Source organism: Hubeiibacter jixunmingi (assembly GCF_041928215.1).
Classification (GTDB): domain Bacteria; phylum Pseudomonadota; class Gammaproteobacteria; order Pseudomonadales; family Moraxellaceae; genus Acinetobacter.
Window position 1 is genome coordinate 1 of sequence record NZ_JBHFHK010000113.1, and the last position, 2,792, is coordinate 2,792.

General features: G+C 39.3%; 4 protein-coding genes. All 4 read left to right on the forward strand.

Annotated features, from left to right (window positions below):
• Positions 1–127 precede the first annotated feature (127 nt).
• The 4 genes from ACEYX7_RS10805 to ACEYX7_RS10820 all read left to right on the forward strand — a co-directional run bounded on the left by ACEYX7_RS10805 (position 128) and on the right by ACEYX7_RS10820 (position 2,736).
• Positions 128–478 (forward strand): helix-turn-helix transcriptional regulator, encoded by a 351-nt coding sequence (locus ACEYX7_RS10805; RefSeq protein WP_374807164.1) that lies wholly within the window; start codon positions 128–130, stop codon positions 476–478.
• Positions 479–586: 108 nt separating this feature from the next.
• Positions 587–1,981 carry a siroheme synthase CysG gene (gene cysG / locus ACEYX7_RS10810; protein ID WP_374805503.1) on the forward strand — a complete coding sequence of 465 codons (1,395 nt, stop codon included), beginning with the start codon at positions 587–589 and terminating at the stop codon, positions 1,979–1,981.
• Positions 1,982–2,007: 26 nt separating this feature from the next.
• Positions 2,008–2,478, forward strand: a complete 471-nt coding sequence (locus ACEYX7_RS10815; protein WP_374805499.1) for a tRNA (cytidine(34)-2'-O)-methyltransferase — start codon at positions 2,008–2,010, stop codon at positions 2,476–2,478.
• Between the two features lie 105 nt (positions 2,479–2,583).
• On the forward strand, positions 2,584–2,736 hold the full coding sequence (locus tag ACEYX7_RS10820) for a hypothetical protein (RefSeq protein WP_374805501.1): 153 nt from the start codon (positions 2,584–2,586) through the stop codon (positions 2,734–2,736).
• Positions 2,737–2,792 lie beyond the last annotated feature (56 nt).

Sequence of the window (2,792 nt, forward strand, 5' to 3'; positions counted from 1 at the left end):
TTGGGCATCAGTAAGTGTTAGTCTATTCATATAATCAGAATAACTGATTTTCTTTGTATGTCAACACACCCTAATATGATGTAACATATATTATTCTTTAAACAAAAGATAGTCAAAAGGGCTTATTATGAAAGATGATTTAGCAATAGAAATTAAACCACAAGCACAAAGGGCATCAAAAAATACGCCAGATTTGCCAGATTTGCCAGATTTGCAAGGTTTGACCCGTACTCAAGCACGGGATCAAGTGATTGCACAATTTTTGCAGGGTGCAATGACGCAAGGGAAATTATTAAAAATATTGCGTATTCAAGTGCTGGGTGTGAAGCAACAACAATTTGCTGATTTAGTTAAAGTTTCTCGCAAAACCGTATCTGATGTGGAAAATGATAAAGGCAATTATAGCGTTGATACCATCAATCAAATTTTTCGTCCTTTCGGTTTAAGATTGGCATTAACAGTGATGAAGAACAAATAAAATCGTATTTTTATCCAAAATTTGAAAATACGTTTATGATGAATTTTGTTGAGTATTACCAATTATGCTATAGTGCAACGGTTTTCGATTTCGCAGAAGAGCATGACTTTGGATATTTTCCCGATTTCTCTCAAATTACAACAACAACGCTGTTTGATTGTCGGTGGTGGCAAGGTCGCCTATCGCAAAGCACAATTGCTCGTGAAAGCAGGTGCAATTGTTGACGTGATTGCCCCTGAGATTGAGCTAGCTTTACAACAATTACTTGAACAGCATGATGGCAACATTATATTAGAAAAATTTCAGCACAATACGTCTTTGAATCATTATCGTCTTGTGATTGCCGCAACCAATGATTCAGCAGTGAATCAACAGATTTTTCAGCTGTGCGAACAGCAAAATATTTTGGTGAATAGCGTCGATGATCCGCCACATTGCCGCTTTATGGTGCCTGCAATCATTGATCGTTCGCCTTTGGTCATTTCCGTGGCGAGTAATGGCACATCACCTGTTTTATCACGCCAATTACGCACGCAAATCGAACAGCTTATACCACATAATTTGGGCAAACTTGCCGAATTTTCGGGACAGTGGCGAAGTCGTGTCAAAGAAAAAATCCCAAGCCCAGAGCAAAGACGGATTTTTTGGGAAAATCTATATCAAAGCCCTGTTAAAGAAGCAGTTTTTAATAACGATCGAGCTACTGCGGAAAGCTTGATGCAACAGGCTTTACAAGACTGGCAAACACCAAAAGGTGAAGTGTATTTGGTCGGTGCAGGGCCGGGCGATCCAGAATTATTAACCCTAAAAGCTTTGCGGTTGATGCAACAAGCGGACGTTGTCATTTATGATCGTTTAGTATCGTCTGCGATTTTGGATTTGTGCCGTCGTGATGCGGAAAAAATCTATGTCGGCAAAGCGCGAGCCAATCACAGCGTGCCACAACAAGATATTAACCAACTGTTGGTAAAATATGCCCAAGCAGGCGAGCGAGTGTGTCGTCTAAAAGGTGGCGATCCATTTATCTTTGGGCGTGGCGGTGAAGAAATCCAACAGCTTGCTGATGCCAATATTCCTTTTCAAGTGGTACCCGGAATTACCGCTGCGTCAGGTTGTGCTGCTTATGCAGGTATTCCACTGACGCATCGTGACTATGCACAGAGCGTGCGGTTTTTGACAGGGCATCTCAAAGATGGTTCACCAGAATTGCCTTGGTCGGAATTAGTCTATGAAAATCAAACCCTTGTACTATATATGGGCTTGGTGGGTTTAGAGAGTATTTGCCAAAAATTGATGGCTCACGGACAGCGTGCAAATATGCCTGTGGCATTGATTTCCAAAGGCACAACGCCTGAACAGCAAGTGATTGTCGGCACATTGGCGGATATTTACCAAAAAGTACAATCGCAACACATTTCCGCCCCAACACTGACCATTATCGGTGAAGTGGTAAAATTGCGAGAGCAGTTGCAATGGCAAGATACGCTTGCAACATCAAATTAAATTCAATAGATTAAAGAGCTAACCCTATGATTCATGTGATTTTATTTGAACCAGAAATTCCAAGTAATAGCGGAAATATTATTCGTCTATGTGCTAATACGGGTGCGAAATTGCATTTGATTGAGCCTTTGGGTTTTGAGTTAGATGATAAAAAGCTTAAACGTGCGGGTTTGGATTATCATGAATGGGCAAGTTTAAAAATTTGGCAAAACCTTGAACAATGTTTGGCAGATTTGGCAAAACAAGGCATTGATAAAAATCAAATTTTCCCGATGACCACTAAGGGTTATAATACGCCTTATAGTTTGGATTTAAAAGGCGATGTGGCATTTTTGTTAGGTCCTGAAACGCGTGGTTTACCTGAGGAAGTGCGATTATTATTTCCTGAACAGCATTGGATTCGTTTGCCGATGGCGGAAAATTCACGTAGTCTTAACCTGTCTAATGCCACAGCTGTTATCGTCTATGAAGCATGGCGACAGCAAGCGTTTGCTTGATTGATGAAAGTTATTTTTCATCAATAAATATTCTTGGAAATATTGTTCGATTTTTGATAAATTGGTAAAGTTAAAAGTATATTTTTTATAAGATGATTTTTCATGATGAGTAATTTACAGCAAGATGACCTTAAATTGGTTGTAAATAAATTTTCAGATGAAGGAAAAGATAGCGACCATCGTTATAGAAGTTTTGATTTGTGTTATTCGCATTTTTACTTTTCAAAGAAAAATAATCTAGGGCGTGTTGACAATTAACGCAAATTGATTATTGTTGCAGCCAGATAGATATTAGCAGCAAAAGATTCATCGGT